This is a genomic window from Lysinibacillus sp. FSL R5-0849 (assembly GCF_038595075.1).
In the GTDB taxonomy this organism is placed as follows: Bacteria; Bacillota; Bacilli; order Bacillales_A; family Planococcaceae; genus Lysinibacillus; species Lysinibacillus fusiformis.
In genome coordinates this window covers 3,470,893-3,493,120 of record NZ_CP152004.1, presented here as the reverse complement: position 1 = coordinate 3,493,120, position 22,228 = coordinate 3,470,893, and the positions used below count along the sequence as shown (strand labels likewise).

Below are 22,228 nucleotides of genomic sequence, written 5' to 3'. Positions count from 1 at the left end.
TTATCTATGGAAAACATCGAGAAATTATTTGGTATGCTAAATGAGCATGCTGAAAAAATCGAAAAAGAACACAATACAACTTTGTTAGAGGGGTTACTAGATGGGCTAGAGGCATGGCTTGATGGAGAAGTGGATTTCTCACAAAAGGATGCAACAAAAGAGGATATTCGCAAGTCTATTCAAATTACCATTCTAAAAGGAATGCGTAAAAGTTCACAACCAAACCATCAAATGACGCCTGATACGTTAGGGTTATTAGTGGGCTATTTTGTTGAACAAATCTTTGCTGAACGTCTTGAGCATGACAAAATTTCGATTATGGATCCAGCAGTAGGAACAGGAAATTTATTACTAACAGTTATGAATTTATTAGATGGTAAAGTGGAGGCTACTGGTGTAGAGGTAGATGAGCTACTTATACGTTTGGCTGCAGCTACAGCTGATTTAACAGAGCAACCGATTTCTTTATATCGTCAGGATGCCTTACAAGATTTATTGGCAAATCCTGTTGATGCAGTAGTATGTGATTTACCTGTTGGTTATTATCCAAATGAAGAAATTGCCCTTGAGTATGAATTGTGCGCGCCTGAGGGAATGAGCTATGCCCACCATTTATTTATTGAGCAGTCTATGAATTATACAAAGGAAGGTGGCTACTTATTTTTCCTTGCGCCATCACATCTTTTTGATTCAGAGCAGTCTAAGCAACTTCATAAATACATTCAAAAGCATGCTTGGATTCAAGCGATTATTCAACTACCTGATTCCATGTTTGCCAATAAATCATTAGAAAAGAGCATTGTCATCTTGCAAAAGCAATCGAAGGAATGTAAATCACCTAAAGAAGTGCTTTTAGCAAAAGTACCAAATATGCAAAATAAGCAGGCACTTGCTTTATTCTTTGAAAAAGTGAAAATGTGGAAAGAGGGCAAGTAATTGCTCATAGAATTCAAAAAGGTATCCTACAGTAGGATACCTTTTTATGTATTGCTGATTAGTTTTCAGGTGTGCGGATGACAAGAACGTCACAATTAGCTGAACGTACAATTGCTTCAGATACTGAACCAATTAGGAAACGTTCTACTGCATTTAGACCTGTTGCACCACAAATGATTAGATCTGCGTCTACAATTTTAGAAAGCTCTTTAGTAATAATATTTTTTGGAGAACCATATTCGATGATTAGGTTAACATTTGCGATACCTTCATCTTCAGCTTGCTTTTTGTAACCATTTAATAGTTCTTCAGAGAATGCTTGAGCACGTTCTGCAATGGAACGGTCGTATGCTTCAATTGCAGCGAATGAACGTGTATCAATAACATTCACTAAATTTAATACAGAACCCTCATTACGCTTCGCCACGTCAATTGATTTACGAAAAGCGTATTCAGCTTCCTTAGAACCGTCTACTGCAACCACAATGCTTTTATAATGATTAGCCATTTAAAAAACCTCCCTGATTTGTATATGTTGATTATACCAAATGATTTCCTAAAGGAAATACTTTCCGGAAGAAAAATTATGAAAAAGTGAAGGCATTTCATGAAGAAAATATAATTACTTAATTCCCACTATTAGCAACGTGTAAACGTAATTTTGGCTTTCGAAATGGAGGAGTATATATCACTATAATTTTCCTTTTTATTTTATAAATATAATAATTTAAATTGTAAAATCACCGTTTAAATATTTTGTATTTTGAAAATGTTAGAAATTTTATTTGTATTTATTTTAATTAAAGCTTTTTTTTTATTTGTTTGGTAATATGGAATTGCAAGGGGTGCATCAATTTTTAATTACATAAATGATGCTGATTTTTTACGTAATGGAAGGGGATAGGAAACTATGAAAATTGGTATTCCAAAGGAAATTAAAAACAATGAAAATCGTGTAGCAATGACACCAGCAGGAGTTGTTACTTTAACACATGCAGGCCATGAGGTGTACATTGAAACTGGAGCAGGCTTAGGATCAAGCTTTACGGATGCTGATTATATTGCAGCTGGTGCCCATATTGTGCAAACGGCTAAAGAAGCTTGGTCACAAGAGATGATTATGAAGGTAAAAGAGCCTGTAGCTTCTGAGTATGATTACTTCTATGAAGGTCAAATCTTATTCACTTACTTACACTTAGCGCCAGAAGTTGAATTGACTCAGGCACTTTTAAATAAAAAAGTTGTAGGGATTGCCTACGAAACAGTTCAATTAGCAAATGGTTCACTACCATTATTAACACCGATGAGTGAAGTGGCAGGTAAAATGGCTACACAAATCGGAGCACAGTTCTTAGAGAGAAATCATGCTGGTAAAGGTATTTTACTTGGCGGTGTATCAGGTGTACAACGCGGTAAAGTAACAGTTATCGGTGGTGGTATCGCGGGAACTAACGCTGCGAAAATCGCTGTTGGTATGGGAGCAGACGTAACAGTTATCGATTTAAGCCCTGAGCGTTTACGCCAATTAGAAGATATGTTTGGTCGTGATGTTCAAACATTGATTTCTAATCCTTATAACATTGCAGAATCTGTAAAAACTTCAGATTTAGTAATTGGTGCCGTATTAATTCCAGGCGCAAAAGCACCAAAGCTTGTATCAGAAGAAATGATTCAATCAATGCAAGCAGGCTCTGTAGTAGTGGATATAGCTATTGACCAAGGCGGTATTTTTGCTTCTTCAGATCGTGTCACAACACATGATGATCCAACATACGTAAAACACGGCGTTGTACATTATGCAGTTGCGAATATGCCTGGAGCAGTACCACGTACATCAACAATTGCTTTAACAAATAATACAATTCCTTACGCACTTCAAATTGCGAATAAAGGCTATAAACAAGCTTGCCTAGACAATGTTGCACTGAAAAAAGGTGTTAATACTTTAGATGGACAACTAGTATATAAAGCTGTTGCAGATTCACAAGGACTTCCATATGTAAATGTGGATGAGCTTATTCAATAATTAGATGTAAAAATAAAAAATCCTTCGAGAAAATCACTCTCGAAGGATTTTGTGATTTTTCTTCCAAACATTTCTCTAGTAAAGATCATAGTTCAATGGAATAAAAAGACTATAGGCAAACTCTCAAAGTTTTTGAGTTTGTCTACAGTCTGAAGGAAGGTATTTGGACGCTTCCTTTTTATCTTATAGAATGATTAAATCTTTCGGGAATTTTGTTAATACTTCCACACCATCTTTTGTTACAACAACATCATCCTCAATACGTACACCTGTTACATCTGATTTATAAATTCCAGGCTCAATCGTAAAGACCATGCCCTCTTCCATTGTCATGTCATTTGTTCCTGTAACAGATGGGAATTCATGTACAGAAATGCCAAGACCATGTCCAAGACGATGTGTGAAATATTCTCCAAATCCTGCTTCGGTAATCGTATCGCGTGCGATTTTATCTAAGTCCATAGCACGGACACCAGGTTTCACAGCTGAAACGGCATTTTGGTTAGCTGCTAACACAGCATGATAAATTTCTTTTTGTGCTTCACTTGGCTCTCCAAAGGCAACTGTACGTGTAATATCAGAGCAATAGCCATCGTAAATGACACCAAGGTCAAATAGTACCATATCCCCTTTTTCTATTTTTCGTGCACCTGGATGACCATGAGGAGAGGCTGTTTTTGGTCCACTCAGTACCATTGTTTCAAAGGACATTTTACAACCTTTATCTTGAATAGCATTTTCAATGGCTGTCAAAATTTCCATTTCTGTTTTACCTTCAGCAATTTCCCTGCAACCGATTTCAATAGCATAATCAGCTAACTCTGCAGCTTTGCGTAATTTGTCTAATTCACTTTCATCCTTAATTACGCGCATTGCATTAATTTTTTCGTCTAGACGTACAAAATTTGCTTGTGGGAAGGATTGCTGTAGGGCCTCTAAGCGTTCCACAATGAGCTGTGCCTTTTCAATGGCAAACGTAGTTGGTTGAATGTCACGTGATGTAATGGCTTGTGCAAGGACCTCCATCGAATTGTCAGTGTCTTGGTGGCCAATAACCTCATAAGACCAGCCAGCCGCTTTTGCATCTGGAATTTCCATTTGCGGACAAATTAGAAAAGGTTCAGCATCTTTAAAAATTATGACACCTAGTAATCTCTCATGAGGATTACTTTTAAAGCCTGAAACGTAAAAAACATTGTCAGGTGTAGTGATAAATGCCGCATCAATGTGATTTTGCTGCAAATAACTTTGGATTTCTTCAACCTTTGACATAAATATGTCCTCCTTTTTAGTACATGGGAAATTTTAATGAGGAACCTTCGACTTTCTAAAGAAAATAGCTGTTCCTTTTTATCACTGAATAATTGTGATCTAACAACGTATAAAATTGTTAGAAGTGATACGATTATTCTCTGTACAAGCATATCAAAAAAAGGGAAAAAGCGCATGGGTAGCGAATTAAAATGGAGGGGTTTTCATTTATAAATCAAGGAGGACATGAAGATGGAAATAAGCTATCATGGACATTCTATTGTCAAAATACAAACAAATGGGAAAACAATTTTAATTGATCCTTTTATTAACGGTAATGGACAAACAGATTTAAAGGTTGCTGAGGAAGCACCAGATATTATTTTATTAACACATGGTCATAATGATCATGTTGGAGACACCGTAGAACTAGCGAAGAAAAAGGATGCGCTAGTTATTGCTCCAAATGAATTAGCCAATTGGATTTCCTGGCAGGGAGTAAAAACACATCCAATGCATATTGGAGGGGCTAAGGAATTCGATTTTGGAAAGGTGAAGTTTACGCAAGCTTTCCATGGCTCTTCTTATGTAACAGATACAAATGAAATTATTTATATGGGTATGCCAGCAGGGATATTACTATTTGTTGAAGGGTTAACGATTTATCATGCAGGCGATACAGCTCTATTTGGTGATATGAAATTAATTGGTGAACGACATCCAATAGATATAGCATTCCTACCAATCGGTGATAATTTTACAATGGGTCCAGAAGACGCTGCATGTGCAGTTTCATTCTTAAAGCCTAAGATTGTCGTACCTATTCATTACAATACATTCCCACCTATCAAGCAAGATCCACAGGTTTTTGCTGATTTAGTACAAATTTCAGAGGTTCAAATTTTAAAAGCTGGTGAGAAAGTAAACTGTTTCTAATCGTTGATAACGCTGTACTATATGAATTGACACCACGCTGGTAGTTGAAATGGTGGGGGTTTTTAAACAATTTGATCACTTTATATTAAATATTTTTATAAAAAATATGGTACACTAAGAGCAGAATTGAAGCTTAGGAAATAGGTGATATTTTGTCTACAAAACATGAGAAAATTTTACAATACATCGAGTCACTACCAGTGGGCGATAAAATTTCAGTACGTCAAATTGCGAAGGAAATGCAAGTGAGTGAAGGGACTGCATATCGTGCTATAAAAGAAGCAGAAAACCGTCGCTTAGTAAGTTCAATTGAACGTGTTGGAACAATTCGTATTGAAAAGAAAAAGAAAGAAAATATTGAACGCTTAACTTTTGCAGAAATTGTCAATATAGTAGATGGTCAAGTTTTAGGTGGAAAATCTGGTCTACATAAAACGTTAACGAAATTTGTCATAGGGGCCATGCAATTAGAAGACATGATGCGCTATACAGATGCGGGTAGCTTATTGATTGTAGGGAATCGTATTAAAGCCCATGAAAATGCCCTTCGTGCAGGTGCTGCTGTTTTAATTACAGGTGGTTTTGATACAACGGATGCCAATAAACAGCTTGCAGATTCATTGGATTTACCAATAATTTCAACTAGCTATGATACGTTTACTGTAGCAACGATGATTAACCGAGCGATCTATGATCAGCTCATCAAAAAGGATATTTTATTTATTGAAGATATTTATGTTCCTATGACTGACACAGCAGCGTTAAAAAATGATGAAACTATCCGACATTTCCAGAAGTTGAATGAACGCACAACACATGGGGCTTTTCCAGTTGTCACTCATCAAAATAAACTTGTCGGAATGATTACTGTAAAAGACGTTATTGGTCGAGAAGAAAATGAGCTAGTTGAAAAGGTTATGACGAAGAATCCAATTGCTGGCTCCATGAAGATGAGTGTTGCTTCAGCCGGGCATCGTATGATTTGGGAAGGTATTGATCTGTTACCAATCGTAAATGATGATAATATTTTACAAGGAGTCATTAGTCGTCAGGACGTACTTAAAGCATTACAGCTAGCTCAAAGACAGCCACAGCATGGTGAAACTATTGATGATTTAGTGAAAAATGAGATGAAGGTACTTGGTGATGAAGAGCTCGTTGTGGAGTTTAAAGTTACACCGCAAATGACGAATCAATACGGGGCGATTTCTTACGGTGCTTTCACGACTCTATTAGCTGAAGTGGGTTCATTTGCATTAAAGCGTCGAAAACGTGGAGATGCAGTAGCCGAGAATATGACCATTTACTTTATTAAACCAGTACAAATGGAAAGTACACTTACAGTCAAGCCACGAATATTAGACATGAGTCGTAAGTTTGTGAAAATGGATTTTGAAGTGTATAATCAACAAATACTTGTTGGTAAGGCAATGATGATGTTCCAGCTTTTAGAACGTTAAGGATTGAAAGGGATGGCCTAGCGCAATTGCTTGGTCATCCCTTTGTTACATATTATCGATTAATGCGGAATTCTTCCTCAACAAACTGACCATAATGACGCGCTTTTTTCGTATTTTCTACAACGACAAAGATGCCTAGCACGACAAGAATTGCTACAATTATAAATGTATATAAGCTAGGGAATAAGTAGGCTTGATTGAATCCGAAAAACAGTAGGAAGGAACCGAAGCCGATATTCGCCTTACTTTTATACCAATTTTTAGCGATTGGTAATGAAGAACGGAACTGTTTTGTTTTAAAATAAAAATAAAAGACAAAAGATATAATTATCGCAAACACAAATATTAAATTGAGCATAGTAAACCTCCTAGCATAACTAGACATTATTGTAACGATAATTTTGAAAAAATGCTAACGGTTCTTACTATCATTTTGGAGGAATTTATTGTGAAAAGACAAATCATCGACACAATTGCTGCCTATGAAACAATCATTATTCATCGTCATGTACGACCAGATCCAGATGCATATGGCTCACAACTTGGGTTAAAAGAATTGATTTTAGCAAATTATCCGGAGAAAAAGGTTTTTGCTGTAGGTGACCATGATGCTTCTTTAACATTTATGGCACAGCCTGATCAAGTATTGGATGACGTTTATGAGCATGCTTTAGTCATTGTGACTGACACAGCTAATACAGAACGTGTTGACGATCAACGCTATACAAAGGGAAAAATGATGATTAAAATTGATCATCATCCAAATGATGATGCCTATGGTGATCTTTTATGGGTGGAAACGACAGCAAGTTCTTGCAGTGAAATGATTTACGAGCTGTATGAGGAAGGTAAGGAAGTGGCGAACTGGCAACTGTCAGATACTGCTGCACGATTATTATTTGCAGGAATTGTAGGGGATACAGGTAGATTCCAATTCCCAAGTACTACTGCTAAGACATTTAAAGTAGCCGCAGACCTGATTACATATGATTTTGATCGAAATCAAATTTTTGATGGTATGTATGAAATGGAGCAAAAACTGCTGAATTTACAGGGCTATATTTATCAAAACTTTACAATGGATGAGTATGGAGCAGCCCATGTAAAGCTAACAAAAGAATTATTAGCAGAACATGATATTGTACCATCAGAGGCATCGTTACTGGTAGGATGCCTAGGAAGTGTTAAAGGGATCTGTTCGTGGGTTGTATTTATTGAAGAAGAGGATCAAATTCGTGTGCGTTTACGTTCGAAGGGTCCTATTATTAATACATTAGCAAAAGAGTTTAATGGTGGTGGACATCCGCTCGCTTCTGGAGCTACGGCTTATTCATGGAAAGAGGCAGATGACGTCATCGAAAGATTACAAGAGATTTGTAAAGCGTATCATTAAAAAGAAAAGGAAGGGATTCATTTGACACACGTATACACAAAGATGCATACGAGCGCGGATTTATTGAAAAGCACAATTCGGCTTGAGCAATTGATTCCTTTTTTACAAGAACAAAAGACACAAGCCTGTGCAATCGTAAATACGAAATTGTACGGGCTTTTGCCTTTTTGTAAAGCCATGCAGCAAGCAAATATACATGCTGTCATTGGCCTTTCTATAAATGTGCAATGGCATGATAAAACGTTTCCTCTTGTGCTGTATGCGCAATCTCAGGAGGGCTATCAGCATTTATTGAAGATAAGTAGTGCAGTTTCAATTAGGGAAGATGAAGTGCTGCCTTGGAAATGGCTAGAGGGCTATGCAGCAGGCTGCTTGGCATTACTTTCTTCAGATGATATAGGTGATGTAGAAGATTGGCAGGCATTAGTATCTGCCTTAGCCCATCTCTTTCAGCATCATTTTTATATGGGAATTACCAGACCTGGAGGGGTAACGCAAGCTAATGAGAAAGAACTTATAGAGTGGTGTGAAGGTCAGGCGATCCCACTTGTAGCCGTTCAAAGCTGTTATTTTTTACGTCCTGAGGATCATTTTGCATACGAGGTAGCAAGAGCTATCGATACAGGAGACAAGCTTGGCGATACGATGCTAACAGCTAATTTACAAGGTTATTTTGCACCTACAGCACAGGAGTGGCAAAGTTGGTTTGCTGATCGACCAGAATGGCTTGAATCTTGTGGACAAATGCTTGCTAGCTGTCACGCTATCATCCCAGAAATGTCTGTACAAATGCCTAAATTTCCTGTGCCAGTTGGTGAAACAGCTGAGAGCTTACTTGTTAAAGAAGCATTTGCCGGATTAGAGGGGCGGTTCAACCAGATGGATATTCCGAATGGTTACCGAGAACGATTACAATATGAGCTTGAAATAATATGTTCAATGGGCTACGCTGATTATTTTTTAGTAGTAGCTGATTTTATGCGCTTTGCGAAAGACAATCGCATTTTGACTGGACCTGGTCGTGGTTCTTCCGCTGGGTCACTGGTTGCCTATAGTTTAGCTATTACGCAAGTGGACCCCCTTGCCTATGGTTTGTTATTTGAACGATTTTTAAATCCTGAACGGATATCTTTACCTGATATAGATATTGATTTTGTCGATAGTAAACGACATCAAGTAATCCAATACGTTGCACAAAAGTATGGTAAAGCCAATGTGGCGCAAATCATTACATTCGGTACATTGTCTGCCAAAGCAGTTGCTCGAGATGTCGCGAGAGTATTTAGTTTCGGCGCAGAGACATTGGAAAAAATTTCTAAAATGATACCGAATAAACCAGGCATTACATTACAAAAGGCTTTAGAAGAATCCTATGATTTACAGGGCTGGCTCTCTGAGGATGAGCAACATCAGCGATGGTTTGACGTAGCGCTAAAATTAGAGGGGCTACCGAGAAATTCCTCTACCCATGCGGCAGGCGTTGTTATTGCACCATCCCCCTTAGTAAATACAGTCCCTATAGAGGATGGACATGAAGGCATCTATTGCACACAATGGCCGATGGGGGATATCGAGGCATGTGGTCTCGTCAAAATGGATTTTTTAGGGTTACGTAATCTTACTATTTTGGAGCAAATGCGTTGGTCCATTTATAAAGCTGGTGGACCGTGGATTGATTTTGAACGAATTCCTATGCATGATGAAAAAACTTTTCAATTATTGCAAAAGGGTGATACATCAGGTATTTTCCAATTAGAATCAGAAGGAATGAAACAAGCATTACGAGACATTCATCCCACACACTTTTTAGATATTGCTGCTGTAAACGCACTTTATCGTCCAGGTCCAATGGAATTTATACCTGTCTATGCTAAACGAAAAGCCGGCAAAGAAATGGTTGTTATGCCTCACCCTGTGCTAGAGCCCATTTTACAAGAGACTTTTGGTGTTATTGTCTATCAAGAGCAGATTATCAAAATTGCCTCTGTGCTTGCAGGATTCTCAATGGGACAAGCAGATTTACTTCGCCGTGCAGTTAGTAAGAAAAATCGCCAAGTGCTAGAGGAGCAACAGGTTTCCTTTGTGCAAGGGGCATTAAAACAAGGCTATGATCAACAGGTAGCGACAGAGGTGTACGAATTAATTGTCCGTTTTGCCGATTACGGATTCCCTAAAAGTCATGCTGTAGCCTATAGTGTTATTTCCTATCAAATGGCATATCTAAAGGCTCATTTCCCTCAAAGCTTTTACGCCGCATTATTATCTAATGCGACGGGAAATATAGATAAAATTCAACAGCTAGTGCAAGAGGCCAAGGACAAAGGTATCCCATTTTATCCACCTTCATTAAAGGACAGTACAAAATATTTTACTGTTGAGCAAGAAGGGATACGTTATAGCTTATCAGGAATTAAAGGCGTCCCTCATACTTTTATAGAGAATATCCATACTTTGCGCCAATCAAACCCTCTGGTATTGCATAATCTTTTTGATTTAGCTGTGGCATTAAGTGCACAGCATTTTAAACCGAAAGTAATAGAAGCATTAATTTATGCTGGAGCCCTAGATTATTTAGAGAAAGACCGTGCAGTACTGATCATGACAATAGACGCTGCATTAAAACACGCTGAACTCCTACGACCAACTGAGGATATTGATATATCAACTGCTACAGAATTTAGCTTTGGAAAGCCAAAATATATGCAGGTGGATGATATGCCACAAAAGGAAAAATTGATGCATGAAAAGGAAAGTTTAGGCTTTTACATTTCTGCCCATCCCGTTACGCAAGAAAGACTATATTGGGCTGATGTGAATAGTACTTGTCGTGAGTTAAAGCAGATGCGAGATGGGACGTATGTGAAAATGATTGGTGTCATTGAAGAAGTAAAAAAAATTCGTACCAAAAAAGGAGAACAGATGGCCTTTGTCCAGTTACAGGATGAGCATGGAGCTGTTTCCGCTACGTTATTCCCACAAGTTTTCCAATTCGTTCAAGACTTGTTAATAGAAGATGAAATTCTGTTTATAGAAGGAACTATAGAAAGACGTTTTGGCAAACCACAAATTAAAGTAAAACATGCGCAAGCGACGAAAAAGATATAAAATGAAACGAAAATTTAGAAACTGCATTAAATTTTATGCAGTTTTTTCTTTACTTTTGGGCAGTTATTTTGTAAGCTAGAGTCAACGTTAAAAAGTGGTCTGACCACTTTTTTGATAAGGGGAGTTAGTCGTATGGATAAAAAAACCGAACAAAAAAAAGTGTTTTTAGAAATCGTCCAACAACTACGTCAACTCATTAAATTGGAAAAAATTCAAGCAGGTGAAAAGCTTCCCTCCGAACGAGTCTTATCTGAGCGTCTAGGTGTCGGGCGATCCTCTGTCAGAGAGGCATTGCGAAGTCTAGAATTGCTAGGTCTTATAGAAACGAGACATGGTGGTGGTACTTTTCTTGCTTCCACACATAAGCATCAGCTTGTAGAAATCCTGTCGATGTTTATATTAGAAGATGTAAAATCAAAAAAAGATGTCGAATTTACGCGACAAATTCATGAAAAGGAAGCTATTCGCGTAATAAGTTGTACAGAGATTCTTCGCACACTACCTGTGTGGGATAGTTTTTTTGTGAAACTAGAATTAGAAGGTATGATTAATTGTCGTGATATATTGCGAGAACTTTTAATCACAACAGGTAATCGTTTATCATTAAAAATCTGGTTTCAATTGGCAGCTTATGATGGCGACCGTTTAAATCGAAACTCAACAGAAGATGAAAAAATAATCATTCAAACTATGTTGAAATCGATGCAGCTAGGGTACGAAAAAGAAGCACTAAAAGCTTATGAGCAGTGGATGAGTACTGTACAAAGCACTTAGACAACAACAAAGGGGGAGTCAAACATGGCAATACGTAGCTTATTTAGTGGTAATCGAAAAAAGAAAGAGGATGGACAGGAAAATGCATTTCCAGAAGGATTAATGACAAAATGTCCTGAATGCCGCCATATTCAATTAACGAAAGAACTAGAAAAGAATGATAAAGTGTGTTCAAAATGTAGTCATCATTTCAAAATGACTGCACAAGAACGTGTGGACTATTTCTTGGATGAAGGTTCATTCGTTTCGATGGACGATCATTTACAAACAAGCAATCCATTGAATTTCCCAGCATATGTAGAGAAAATTTCAGCTGACCAAGAAAAAACAGGCTTGAATGAAGCTGTACTAACAGGCGTTGGTACATTAGATGGAGAAGAAATTGTTGTTGCCATTATGGATTCTCACTTCCGTATGGGGTCCATGGGTTCAGTTGTGGGCGAAAAAATTACTCGCGCAGTAGAGAAAGCAACTGAATTAGGTGTGCCATTTATTATTTTTACGGCTAGTGGCGGTGCGCGTATGCAAGAAGGTGTACTATCTTTAATGCAAATGGCAAAAACAAGTGTTGCCTTAAAGCGTCATAGCGATCAAGGTTTATTATTTATTTCCATTTTAACGCATCCTACAACTGGTGGGGTTTCAGCAAGCTTTGCCTCTGTAGGTGATATAAATATTGCAGAACCACAAGCATTAATTGGCTTTGCAGGCCGTCGTGTTATTGAAGAAACTGTAAGAGAAAAACTACCAAATGATTTCCAAACGGCAGAATTTTTATTAGAGCATGGCCAACTTGATGCCATTTTCCCTCGCAAAGATTTACGTAAACAAGTTTCTTTACTTGTAAAAATGCATACGAAAGGCGGCGTGCAACATGTCTAAAAATTTAGCGTTTGAAGAACCAGTTATCCAATTACGAGAAAAAATTGATGAATTAAAAACAATAGCCACTGAAGCTGATGTCGATATGACGGGTGAAATCGAGAAACTAGAAACACGGCTATCCCAATTAGAGCAATCGATTTATGCGAATATGAAGCCGTGGGATCGTGTGCAAGTAGCAAGACATCCAGAAAGACCTACTACTTTACAATATATTGAAGCGATATGTGAGAATTTCATTGAATTGCATGGAGATCGTACTTTTGGTGATGATGCTGCAATTCTTGGTGGAATAGGTATTTTTGAAGGGCAACCTGTAACAATAATCGGACACCAACGTGGAAAATCAACAAAAGAAAATATACGACGTAATTTTGGTATGCCTCACCCAGAAGGTTATCGTAAAGCCCTACGTTTGATGAAGCAAGCAGAAAAATTTAATCGACCAATAATTTGTTTTATTGATACAAAAGGTGCTTATCCAGGTAAAGCTGCTGAAGAACGTGGGCAAAGTGAAGCAATCGCTAGAAACCTTGTTGAAATGGCAGGCTTAACAGTACCAGTCATCAGTATTGTGATTGGAGAAGGAGGAAGTGGTGGTGCACTAGCATTAGGTGTTGCAAACCGTGTCTTTATGCTAGAAAACTCAACCTATTCCGTTATTTCTCCAGAAGGAGCGGCGTCGATTTTATGGCGTGATGGTAGCCTTGCTAAGCAAGCGGCTGAAGCAATGCGTATAACAGCACCGGATTTAAAAGAGCTTGGTGTTATAGATGGTATCGTCCCTGAGATTATTGGTGGTGCCCATCGCAATGTAGCAAAACAGGCACTTTATATTAAAGAATGCATCAGCACTACACTTCATGCATTAAATTCTCTAAATGGAGAACAATTAATTGAAGATCGTTATGAGAAGTTCAAAAAAATCGGACAATATACAGAAGTATAAAACACATTTTTGGAAGGCTATCTTCTGATAGCAGCAAAAATATGGGGATATGAATTTGCTCGTTAAGAGACAAAATTTGTTTCTTAACATATTAAAAAGCTATAAAAATTAAAGAAGCTAGTTACGCAATCTGAACGTCAGACTTCTTGGGAATTTGTTAGATTTAGGATGTTTTTGGATGGAAAGAGTGTGTGAAAGCGCATTCTTTTCATTTTTTATGTAAAAGTTATGTTTTTGTAGCCTCAGAACCCTTACATAGTTTGTTTTTTCATGTTAATGTGAATAATAATAGTAACTGCAGGAGGTTCGACAATGAAAAAAATTGCTGTATTAACTAGTGGTGGAGATGCGCCTGGAATGAACGCAGCTATTCGAGCGGTTGTTCGTAAGGCTGCATTCCATGGAATTGATGTTGTCGGAATTAAACATGGTTATGAGGGCTTAGTAAAAGGTTATTTAGAAGAACTTGATCTAGGTTCGGTTGGTGGTATTATTCAGCGTGGTGGTACCCATTTAAATTCTGCGAGATGTCCAGAATTTAAAGAAGATGCCGTGCAACTACAAGGCATTGAAAATTTACGAGCTGCCGGAATTGAAGGACTTGTTGTCATTGGTGGCGATGGTTCTTATAGAGGGGCTATGGATTTAGTGAAAAAAGGCTTCCCTGCTGTAGGTGTACCAGGAACTATCGATAATGATGTTCCAGGAACAGAATATACGATAGGCTTTGATACGGCACTCAATACAGTAGTAGAATCCATCGATAAAATTCGTGACACAGCTACTTCTCATGAAAATTCTTTCATAGTTGAGGTTATGGGTCGTGATGCAGGAGATATTGCTTTATGGGCAGGACTTGCTGCCGGTGCTGAAACAGTCTTAATTCCAGAAGAGGATTATGACTTAGATGATATTGTGGCACGCTTAGATCGTGGTGCAGCACGTGGGAAGAAGCATAGTATCATTATTGTGGCAGAAGGCGTTATGTCTGGAAATGAACTAGCTAAGTTGATAAAAGAAAAGACTGGTAAAGAAACACGTGTTTCTGTGTTAGGTCATATTCAGCGTGGTGGTTCCCCAACTGCACGTGATCGCGTATTGGCAAGTCAGTTTGGCGCACATGCAGTGGAGTTACTAATGGAAGGCAAATATGGCCGAGCGGTAGGTATTCGCAATCATCAGGTTATCGATTATGATATGCCAGAGGCTTTTGAAAAAAATCATGAGGCAGATGTAAGTCTATACACACTTATGAAAGAACTATCAATATAATTTGTTATAAACGGAGTGGGCAAAAATGAGAAAAACAAAAATCGTATGTACAATTGGACCTGCAAGTGAGTCACCAGAAACATTAGAAAAATTAATTGAAGCAGGTATGAATGTAGCCCGCTTGAATTTTTCACATGGCTCTCATGAAGAGCATGCGGGACGAATTCATTTAATTCGTGAAGTGGCACAAAAGTTAAATAAACCAGTAGGAATTTTATTAGACACAAAAGGTCCTGAAATTCGTACGCATAACATGAAAAATGGTGAGCTTCATTTATCAGCTGGCCAAGTGATTGATATTTCAATGACTGAAGTAGAAGGTACGGAGACAAGCTTTTCTGTTACTTATGAGCAACTAGTAGAAGATGTTGAGCAAAACTCAATTATTTTACTTGATGATGGTCTGATCCAATTACGTGTACTAGCTACAGATGTTGAAAAAGGTTTAATTCATACGATTGTAGAAAATGCGGGCGTATTGAAAAATAAAAAAGGTGTCAACGTACCAGGTGTTTCTGTACAACTTCCAGGTATTACTGAAAAGGATGCTCAGGATATTTTATTTGGTATTGAACAAGGTGTAGATTTCATTGCTGCCTCATTCGTTCGTCGTGCAAAAGATGTGCTTGAAATTCGTGAGTTACTTGAGCAAAATGGCGGTGGGCATATCCAAATCATCCCGAAAATTGAAAACCAAGAGGGTGTCGATAATATCGATGAGATTATCCTTGTATCCGATGGATTGATGGTAGCACGTGGAGATCTAGGTGTTGAAATTCCAGCAGAAGAAGTACCTCTTGTACAAAAGAAGTTAATTCTAAAATGTAATCAAGTAGGAAAACCAGTTATTACGGCTACTCAAATGTTGGATTCTATGCAACGTAACCCACGTCCAACACGTGCAGAAGCAAGTGATGTAGCGAACGCCATCATTGATGGTACAGATGCAATCATGTTATCAGGAGAAACTGCTGCGGGTCTATATCCAGTGGAGTCAGTACAAACAATGAATAAAATTGCTCAACGTACTGAAAATTCATTAGATTATAAATCGATTGTTTCTACACGTAGTCGTGAAAAAGAAGCCAATATGACAGAAGCTATTTCACAAGCAGTCGCTTATACATCCATTAATTTAGGTGTCAAAGCCGTATTAGCCCCAACAGAAAGTGGAAATACAGCTAGAATGATTGCCAAATACCGACCTGGTGTACCTATTGTTGCAGTAACAGGCTCAACAAATACGGCTCAAACATTAACATTAGTGTGGGGTGTACACCCAATTGTTTGCCAACGTGTGACAACTACAGATGAGATTTTAGAATTAGCTGTAGATGAAAGCTTGAAACACGGTTTTGTCACACATGGTGATGCTGTTGTAATTACAGCAGGTGTGCCAGTTGGTGAAGCGGGTACTACAAACCTAATGAAAGTACACATTATTGGCGATTTACTAGCTCGTGGGCAAGGGATTGGCAAGGCATCGGTTGTAGGTAAAACAGTTATTGCTAAAAATGCGGCTGAGGCACTTGCTTATGATACGGAAGGAAGTATACTTGTAACAGTTGGTTCAGACCGTGAAATGATGCCAGCAATAGAAAATTGCATTGGGCTAATTACTGAAGAAGGTGGACTAACTAGTCATGCTGCAGTAGTTGGACTAAGTCTTGGTATTCCAGTAATTGTTGGCGTAAAAGAAGCAACAACATTATTACGCCATGGTCAAGAAATTACGATGGACGCTGAAACAGGCGTTATCTATAAAGGACATGCTAGCGTTCTTTAATTATAAACAAAAAGCTCTAGTGCGATTTGTTGTACTAGAGCTTTTAATAAGGGTTGTACAAATTAACTATATTTCGTGCTATATGGAAAGCTACTTTTTATATCTCCATCAAAAAAGATAAGTGATTTGGTATTATTTGATGGGAGGCATTCATTTTTTTTATGAAACTAAATGGGCTATAATAACGTATAAAAGGTATACCTTTTCAAGTAGAAAGGAGAAAAATATGCGAAAAATTTTTCTTGGTTTCATTGTCTACGCATTAGCCGAATTGGCGTTATTAATAGTTATTGGACAAAACATTGGTGTTTTAAGTACATTATTACTCATTATTGCCACTAGTGTACTTGGGGTTTATGTAATGAAAAATAAAGGTATGAATTCTGTCCAAAATGTAAAAAATACATTAGCACGTGGAGAGGCTCCGGGATCTGCGTTGGTTGATACATTATTAACTTTTAGTGGTGGACTGCTTTTAGCATTACCAGGCTTTATGACAGATCTTATTGGCTTACTACTGCTTTTGCCTTTTTCACGAAAAATGTTCCAACCGGTTGTCTATTATTGGATGCGTAAAAAAATGAAAAAAGGTCAATTTATTATCGTTCAAAGATAGAGTTTTCTTTTAGCTTAACCGCTAAAAATAAAAAGATCGGGCTAAGTAATATTCCATAAAAGCCAAATAATAGAATAGAGGCGGCGCTGATGAAAAATGTATGGAATGTACGTAATTGAAGCGTGTTGGACCAAAGCATTGATTCAGCTAGCTGCCTTGTTAATTGTACAAATAAATACAACAGTAAAATGGCTACACATAAAAATGTATTTCCATTGAAATAAAAATAAATACTCATCGGCACAAGAAATACACCGATACCGAAAAATGGCAGGACATCTGCGAAAGCTACAATAAAAGCTTTAATAATAGCTTGTTCAAATTGAAGGATCATAAAGCCTCCACAAAGAATAAGTAAGGTTATTGTAAATAATTGAAATTCCACATATAAAAAATAATGAAAAAGTTGCATGATTTTCGCGAAATGTGATTGCCATTCTTGACGATATTTCTTTGGCACATATTGAAAAAACCAATAGCGTGATTTACGCGTTTCTAGGAGAGCGAAATAATAAGCTACCAAGAAAATGAATACCTCAATGACATGTTTCATTAATAATTGGAAAAGATCAGCTGTATATATGATGATCGAATCAAAAATAGAAAGTGATTTCTCCTTTAAAACTTGTATAAACATCGATTCATATTCACTGAAAAGTGGGAAGTTTTGTAATGTATTACGAATCTCCGGAAAGATGACAATCACACTATTGATGGATATGACGACAAGCAAAAAAATACAAGTTAAAATCAATACCTCCACAATTATTGCTGCTATCCAATAGGCGATCCTGCAATATTTATGCAAGAAATTTATGACAGGGTACGTCGAAAATGACAAAAAAATCGCAAGTGATACTGGTAATACAAACCAAAGTATGACTAAGTAAAAAATAAAAAGTAAAATACTTGTGGTTCTTTCGTATGAAAAATACTTTAAATTCCTCATTTTAACAAATTCACCTCAAATCATAATGTCAAAAAATACAATAAAATCTCTTTAGGACAAATATATAGTCGTTCGGACGTCTTTTTCTTTATTTAGAGGATTTTCATTCACAAAGCTGTCAAAAATGATTATAATAGCAATGTAAGCGATTTACTTAATGGTTCATATGAGCAAAAACCGTAAATGCAAGAAAAAAACGCATTTACAACAAAATATAAATATGAGGGAGCGATAATTTATGTCAGCAACTAAAGGATTAGAAGGTATCGTAGCAGCGGAATCTAAAATCAGTTCAATTATCGATGACACACTTACATATGTTGGTTACAACATTGATGATTTAGCACAAAATGCGTCATTTGAAGAGGTAATTTACTTGTTATGGCATACTCGTTTACCAAAAGCGGACGAGCTAGCTGAGTTAAAACAACAATTGGCAGACAATATGTCAATTCCGCAAGCGATTGTCGACCAATTCAAAACATACCCACTTTCAACTGTACATCCAATGGCTGCACTACGTACTGCAGTATCTCTACTTGGTGTATTCGATGAAGAAGCGGATGTTATGGACCCAGAAGCAAACTACCGTAAAGCAATTCGTCTTCAAGCTAAAATTGCTACAGTAGTAACTGCATTTGCACGTGTTCGTAAAGGTTTAGAACCAGTTTCACCAAAACCTGAACTAGGATATGCGGCAAACTTCTTATACATGCTTAAAGGCGAAGAGCCAGCAGATATTGAAATTGAAGCATTCGACAAAGCACTAGTATTGCATGCTGACCATGAGTTAAATGCATCTACATTCACTGCACGTGTATGTGTAGCTACATTATCAGACGTTTATTCTGGTGTAACTGCAGCAATCGGCGCTTTAAAAGGGCCACTTCATGGTGGAGCAAATGAGCAAGTTATGAAGATGTTAACTGAAATTGGCTCACTTGAAAATGTTGAATCTTACATTCAAAATAAATTAGACAACAAAGAAAAAATCATGGGCTTCGGTCACCGCGTATATCGCAAAGGCGACCCTCGTGCACCACATTTACGCGTAATGTCTAAAAAATTAACTGAACTAACTGGTAAACCAGAGCTTTATGAAATGTCAGTTAAAATCCATGACATGATCGTTGAACAAAAGAAATTACCAGCTAACGTAGATTTCTTCTCTGCGTCAGTGTATGATTCTTTAGGTATTGATCATGACCTGTTCACACCAATTTTCGCAGTATCACGTACTTCAGGTTGGGTGGCACATATCCTTGAGCAATATGCAAATAACCGCCTAATCCGTCCACGTGCTGAGTATGTTGGACCAGGCATGCAAAAATATGTTCCAATCAGCGAGCGCTAATTTGGAAAATATGCTAGAATGTTTGGGACTGTGTTATCACTAACACAGTCCTATGATTATGAATTTAGGAGGCAACAGAATGTCAAACAAAATTGTAGTTGAAAATGGCGTACTTAATGTACCAAATAATCCAGTAATTCCTTTCATCGAAGGTGATGGAATTGGTCCAGATATCTGGGCAGCAGCATCACGCGTAATCGACGCAGCAGTAGAAAAAGCTTATAACGGTGAAAAGAAAATTGAATGGTTAGAAGTTTTAGCTGGTGAAAAAGCATTTAACCAAACTGGTGAATGGTTACCACAAGAAACTTTAGACAAAATTAATGAATACTTAATTGCAATCAAAGGTCCTCTTACTACACCAATCGGTGGTGGTATCCGCTCTCTTAACGTAGCATTACGTCAACAACTTGACTTATATGTATGCTTACGCCCAGTACGTCACTTTGATGGAGTGCCTTCTCCAGTTAAACGCCCAGAAGACGTTGATATGGTTATCTTCCGTGAGAACACAGAAGACATCTACGCTGGTATTGAATTCGAATCTGGTTCAGAACAAGCTCAAAAAATCATCAACTTCCTACAATCTGAATTTGGTGTAAATCAAATCCGTTTCCCAGAAACTTCTGGTATCGGTGTTAAACCTGTATCTAAAGAAGGTACTGAGCGTTTAGTACGTTCTGCTATCGAATACGCAATTAAACATAAACGCCCATCTGTTACTTTAGTTCATAAAGGTAACATCATGAAATTCACTGAAGGTGGATTCAAAAAATGGGGTTATGAATTAGCAGAAAAAGAATTTGCTGATCAAACTTTCACTTGGAACCAATACGATGCAATCAAAGCTGAACAAGGTGAAGAAGCAGCAAACAAAGCTCAATCTGATGCTTTAGCAGCTGGTAAAATCTTAGTAAAAGATTCTATCGCTGATATCTTCTTACAACAAATCTTAACTCGTCCAACTGAGTTCGATGTAGTAGCTACAATGAACTTAAATGGTGACTATATTTCTGATGCACTTGCTGCACAAGTTGGTGGTATCGGTATCGCTCCAGGAGCTAACATTAACTATGTTACTGGACATGCGATCTTCGAAGCTACTCATGGTACAGCTCCAAAATATGCTGGTTTAGATAAAGTAAACCCATCTTCAGTATTACTTTCAGGTGTATTAATGCTTGAACACTTAGGATGGCAAGAAGCTGCTGACATGATCACTAAATCTGTTGAGAATACAATTTCTTCTAAAGTTGTAACTTATGACTTCGCTCGTTTAATGGACGGCGCTACAGAAGTGAAATGTTCAGAATTCGCTAATGAGTTAATCAAAAACTTATAATTTTCTATTCTGATATAGAAATTTTCACGTGAAAGTATACTTTTATATGCTGATATAATTAGGGTAAAAGTGAATTTTCGTTAAATAAAATATTTACGATGAACTTGTTTAATCGAGGGAGTGAGATGTATTTCTCCTCCCTCTTTTAAAATATATAACCCCATTTTAAAGGAGCGTATTCAAATGTCTCTGAAACGAAAAAAATTATCAGTAATCGGTGGAGGATTTACAGGTGCTACCGCAGCTTTTTTAGCAGCTCAGAAAGAACTTGGTGACGTTGTATTAGTAGATATCCCACAAGCAGAAAATCCTACAAAGGGAAAAGCTCTAGATATGTGGGAGGCAGCGCCAATACAAGGCTTTGATGCTTATGTAAAAGGTACATCAAATTATGCAGATACAGCTAATTCTGACGTAGTCATTATTACAGCTGGGGTAGCCCGTAAACCAGGTATGAGTCGTGATGATCTTGTACAAATCAACCAGGGCGTCATGAAAACAGTGTCCAAAGAGATTGCCGCACATTCACCAAATGCCACAATTATCGTCCTTACTAATCCAGTTGATGCCATGACCTACACAGTTTATAAGGAAACTGGTTTCCAAAAAAATCGTGTTATCGGTCAATCTGGTGTTCTTGATACGGCGCGCTTCTGTGCATTTGTTGCAGAAGAGTTGAATGTCTCAGTAAAAGATATTACTGGTTTTGTATTAGGTGGTCATGGAGATACGATGGTGCCTTTAACACGTTATTCATTTGCAGGTGGTATTCCATTAGAAACATTAATCCCTGCTGAACGTCTAGAAGCTATCGTTGATCGCACTCGTAATGGGGGTGCTGAAATCGTTAACTTACTTGGAAACGGTTCAGCCTACTATGCACCTGCTGCAGCATTGATTGAAATGGCTGAAGCTATTATTAAAGATCAAAAGCGTATTCTACCATCTATTGCTTATTTAGAAGGTGAATATGGCTATAGCGATTTATATCTGGGTGTTCCTACATTACTTGGCGAAAATGGTATTGAAAAAATCTTTGAGCTTGAGTTAACAGACAAAGAAAAAGCAGCTTTAGACCAATCGGCAGATGCAGTACGCAACGTAATGAAAATTTTAGTGTAGATTAACGATGTCCGACTCAAGGTGCTTTTCGCCAGAGTCTTTAGGGCAGCATGTCGATCTCTCTCTATTTCAGCT

General features: G+C 37.6%; 19 protein-coding genes. 15 read left to right on the top strand and 4 right to left on the bottom strand.

Annotated features, from left to right (window positions below):
• The first annotated feature begins 6 nt into the window (after positions 1-6).
• On the top strand, positions 7-936 hold the full coding sequence (locus MKY80_RS17160; protein ID WP_342530408.1) for a class I SAM-dependent methyltransferase: 930 nt from the start codon (positions 7-9) through the stop codon (positions 934-936).
• Between the two features lie 58 nt (positions 937-994).
• On the opposite strand, the gene MKY80_RS17155 is transcribed toward MKY80_RS17160, so the two are convergent.
• Positions 995-1,444 carry a universal stress protein gene (locus MKY80_RS17155; protein WP_008176818.1) on the bottom strand — a complete coding sequence of 150 codons (450 nt, stop codon included), beginning with the start codon at positions 1,442-1,444 and terminating at the stop codon, positions 995-997.
• Between the two features lie 402 nt (positions 1,445-1,846).
• Between MKY80_RS17155 and ald the strand changes: the two genes are divergently transcribed.
• The gene (ald, locus tag MKY80_RS17150) at positions 1,847-2,962 is read left to right on the top strand and encodes an alanine dehydrogenase (RefSeq protein WP_008176820.1); all 1,116 of its coding nucleotides are present in this window, start codon (positions 1,847-1,849) and stop codon (positions 2,960-2,962) included.
• 183 nt (positions 2,963-3,145) lie between these two features.
• Here the strand turns inward: ald and MKY80_RS17145 are convergent, their stop codons facing one another.
• Positions 3,146-4,234: a Xaa-Pro peptidase family protein gene (locus MKY80_RS17145; protein WP_089985694.1), complete on the bottom strand. Its 1,089-nt coding sequence runs from the start codon at positions 4,232-4,234 to the stop codon at positions 3,146-3,148.
• Positions 4,235-4,465: 231 nt separating this feature from the next.
• Between MKY80_RS17145 and MKY80_RS17140 the strand changes: the two genes are divergently transcribed.
• Both MKY80_RS17140 and MKY80_RS17135 read left to right on the top strand, forming a co-directional pair.
• Complete coding sequence (locus MKY80_RS17140; protein ID WP_089985696.1) at positions 4,466-5,149, top strand: metal-dependent hydrolase; 684 nt, start codon at positions 4,466-4,468, stop codon at positions 5,147-5,149.
• A 152-nt stretch (positions 5,150-5,301) separates the two neighbouring features.
• A complete protein-coding gene (locus tag MKY80_RS17135) occupies positions 5,302-6,609 on the top strand; it encodes a DRTGG domain-containing protein (RefSeq protein ID WP_008176826.1) in 1,308 nt (435 codons plus the stop codon).
• Between the two features lie 52 nt (positions 6,610-6,661).
• On the opposite strand, the gene MKY80_RS17130 is transcribed toward MKY80_RS17135, so the two are convergent.
• The gene (locus MKY80_RS17130) at positions 6,662-6,967 is read right to left on the bottom strand and encodes a YtpI family protein (RefSeq protein WP_008176828.1); all 306 of its coding nucleotides are present in this window, start codon (positions 6,965-6,967) and stop codon (positions 6,662-6,664) included.
• Positions 6,968-7,057: 90 nt separating this feature from the next.
• On the opposite strand from MKY80_RS17130, the gene MKY80_RS17125 reads away from it, so the two are divergent.
• From MKY80_RS17125 to MKY80_RS17090, 8 genes are all read left to right on the top strand, one after another.
• Entirely contained in the window at positions 7,058-8,002 is a 945-nt protein-coding gene (locus MKY80_RS17125; RefSeq protein ID WP_083796489.1) for a bifunctional oligoribonuclease/PAP phosphatase NrnA, read from the top strand.
• A gap of 21 nt (positions 8,003-8,023) precedes the next feature.
• Complete coding sequence (gene dnaE / locus MKY80_RS17120; protein WP_342530400.1) at positions 8,024-11,107, top strand: DNA polymerase III subunit alpha; 3,084 nt, start codon at positions 8,024-8,026, stop codon at positions 11,105-11,107.
• Positions 11,108-11,239: 132 nt separating this feature from the next.
• Positions 11,240-11,881, top strand: a complete 642-nt coding sequence (locus MKY80_RS17115) for a GntR family transcriptional regulator (RefSeq protein ID WP_008176833.1) — start codon at positions 11,240-11,242, stop codon at positions 11,879-11,881.
• 24 nt (positions 11,882-11,905) lie between these two features.
• The gene (gene accD, locus MKY80_RS17110) at positions 11,906-12,763 is read left to right on the top strand and encodes an acetyl-CoA carboxylase, carboxyltransferase subunit beta (protein ID WP_342530397.1); all 858 of its coding nucleotides are present in this window, start codon (positions 11,906-11,908) and stop codon (positions 12,761-12,763) included.
• Positions 12,756-13,712, top strand: a complete 957-nt coding sequence (locus MKY80_RS17105) for an acetyl-CoA carboxylase carboxyltransferase subunit alpha (protein WP_008176839.1) — start codon at positions 12,756-12,758, stop codon at positions 13,710-13,712. Before accD ends, MKY80_RS17105 begins: the two co-directional genes overlap by 8 nt.
• Before the next feature lie 312 nt (positions 13,713-14,024).
• A complete protein-coding gene (gene pfkA, locus MKY80_RS17100; protein ID WP_008176840.1) occupies positions 14,025-14,984 on the top strand; it encodes a 6-phosphofructokinase in 960 nt (319 codons plus the stop codon).
• A 25-nt stretch (positions 14,985-15,009) separates the two neighbouring features.
• Positions 15,010-16,770, top strand: a complete 1,761-nt coding sequence (pyk, locus tag MKY80_RS17095) for a pyruvate kinase (protein WP_008176842.1) — start codon at positions 15,010-15,012, stop codon at positions 16,768-16,770.
• 226 nt (positions 16,771-16,996) lie between these two features.
• Positions 16,997-17,386 carry an FxsA family protein gene (locus MKY80_RS17090; RefSeq protein WP_008176844.1) on the top strand — a complete coding sequence of 130 codons (390 nt, stop codon included), beginning with the start codon at positions 16,997-16,999 and terminating at the stop codon, positions 17,384-17,386.
• Here MKY80_RS17090 and MKY80_RS17085 read toward each other — a convergent pair.
• Positions 17,370-18,335: an AI-2E family transporter gene (locus tag MKY80_RS17085; protein WP_089985702.1), complete on the bottom strand. Its 966-nt coding sequence runs from the start codon at positions 18,333-18,335 to the stop codon at positions 17,370-17,372. The two genes, MKY80_RS17090 and MKY80_RS17085, sit on opposite strands and share 17 nt — an antisense overlap.
• Positions 18,336-18,573: 238 nt before the next feature.
• Here MKY80_RS17085 and citZ point away from each other — a divergent pair, with 238 nt between their 5' ends.
• The 3 genes from citZ (at position 18,574) to mdh (ending at position 22,153) form a co-directional block, all read left to right on the top strand.
• Complete coding sequence (gene citZ, locus MKY80_RS17080; RefSeq protein WP_025114482.1) at positions 18,574-19,689, top strand: citrate synthase; 1,116 nt, start codon at positions 18,574-18,576, stop codon at positions 19,687-19,689.
• 79 nt (positions 19,690-19,768) lie between these two features.
• Positions 19,769-21,031 carry an NADP-dependent isocitrate dehydrogenase gene (gene icd / locus MKY80_RS17075; protein ID WP_025114483.1) on the top strand — a complete coding sequence of 421 codons (1,263 nt, stop codon included), beginning with the start codon at positions 19,769-19,771 and terminating at the stop codon, positions 21,029-21,031.
• Between the two features lie 183 nt (positions 21,032-21,214).
• The gene (mdh, locus tag MKY80_RS17070; RefSeq protein ID WP_342530390.1) at positions 21,215-22,153 is read left to right on the top strand and encodes a malate dehydrogenase; all 939 of its coding nucleotides are present in this window, start codon (positions 21,215-21,217) and stop codon (positions 22,151-22,153) included.
• The last annotated feature ends 75 nt before the right edge of the window (positions 22,154-22,228 follow it).